Annotated in this window: 2 protein-coding genes; one reads left to right on the top strand and one right to left on the bottom strand. The window is 62.5% G+C overall.

Annotated elements, in window-relative coordinates; translation table 11 throughout:
* Nucleotides 1-1266: phosphomethylpyrimidine synthase ThiC (thiC, locus tag ACP5EL_RS10170; RefSeq protein WP_428402398.1), on the top strand; the 1266-nt coding region annotated here is incomplete at its 5' end.
* A gap of 3 nt (nt 1267-1269) precedes the next feature.
* Here thiC and ACP5EL_RS10165 read toward each other — a convergent pair.
* The coding region (locus ACP5EL_RS10165; RefSeq protein WP_428402397.1) for a hypothetical protein at nt 1270-1665 on the bottom strand (396 nt) is incomplete at its 5' end.

Below are 1665 nucleotides of genomic sequence, written 5' to 3'. Positions count from 1 at the left end.
GCAAAATCCGGCCGGATAACTGCTGAGATGGAGATGGTGGCAAAGGAGGAGGGCAAAACTCCCGACTTCATCAGAAGGGGGATCGCCAATGGGACGATAGTGATCCCCGTCTCTCCCTATCGAGACGTCCGGTTCTGTGGGATAGGAAAGGGTCTTCGGACGAAGGTCAACGCCACCGTCGGCACCAGCAGCGACATCGTGGACCTGGAGATGGAGATAAAGAAGACCAGGGCCGCCGAGGAGGCGGGTGCCGACACCCTGATGGAGCTCTCCACCGGGGGCGACTTCTTCGAGATCAGAAAGAGGGTCATCGAGAACACGGGCCTATCCGTCGGGTCCGTCCCCCTCTACCAGGCCTTCATCGAGGCGATAAGAAAGCACGGCTCTGGCGTCGATATGACCGAGGACGACCTCTTCCGGATCACAGAGGAGCAGGCGAAGGCAGGGACGAACTTCATGGCCATCCACACCGGGATCAACAGGATCTGCGTCGAGAGGATCAAGCGGCAGGGGGGGCGATACGGCGGCCTCTGCAGCCGGGGTGGGGCCTTCATGGTTGCCTGGATGCTCCACAACGATAAGGAGAACCCCCTCTACAGCGAGTTCGACTACCTCCTGGAGATGCTGAAGGAGCACGAGGTCACCCTCAGCACGGGGAACGGCTTTCGGGCCGGGGCCGTCCACGACGCCACCGACCGCGCCCAGATCCAGGAGCTGATCATCAACAGCGAGCTGGCGGACCAGGCCCACGAGTTTGGGGTCCAGACGATCGTCGAGGGGCCGGGGCACATACCCATAGACGAGATCGAGGCGAACGTGCTGGTTATGAAGCGCCTCTCGGGCGAGAAGCCCTTCTACATGCTGGGGCCTCTGGTGACCGACATCGCTCCCGGATACGATCATATGGTGGCGGCGATCGGAGCAAGCCTCTCCAGCGCCTACGGGGCTGACTTCATCTGCTACGTAACCCCCGCAGAGCACCTCGCCCTTCCCAACGTCGAGGACGTGAGAGAGGGGGTCATGGCCGCGAGGGTAGCAGCCCACGTAGGCGACATGATCAAGAACGGCGCCCGCGACCAGGACCTGGCCATGGGCCAGGCCCGGCGCGACATGCTCTGGCGCGAGCAGTTCGACCTCGCCCTCGATCCGGAAAGGGCTGCCAAGATAAGGGCCGAGAGGGCGCCGGTCGACAGCAAGGTCTGCACCATGTGTGGGGACTTCTGCGCCCACAAAATAGTGGCGGAGAATATAGATCTCCGCAAGTGAGGCTCACTCTCCGATGAGGCCTGCAAAGAACCTAAGGGCCGGAGTGCTGGCCAGGGCCGCGGCCACCTTAAGCCTCGCCGTGAAGGTGGTGCCCCGGACGGAGATCTCGCCCTTCTTTTCGGCCTCTTCGAAGGCCGCCACCGGATCGTCCGCCTGGTATACTCCCATAACCGCCTCCTCCTCTGCCTCCACCACCATCGTCGGGTCCTCGATCTCCCCCTCGGTCGCGTTCACGATCACGGCATTCTCCGTCTCCAGGCCCGCCATCAGGTTCGTTCCGTCTGCCCTGATGATCTCCACCTGGATCCTCTCGTCTCCAAGAAGGGTCTTCACCACCCCCGGAGCGTTCTCCACTCCAGAGTTGTAGAGGTCGACGCCACGCTGGATGCTCTCGAAGGT

The sequence above is a fragment of the Methanocrinis sp. genome, assembly GCF_049974945.1.
GTDB lineage: Archaea > Halobacteriota > Methanosarcinia > Methanotrichales > Methanotrichaceae > Methanocrinis.
Note: the sequence above shows the minus strand (reverse complement) of the source record. Positions and strands in the feature narration are given on the sequence as shown.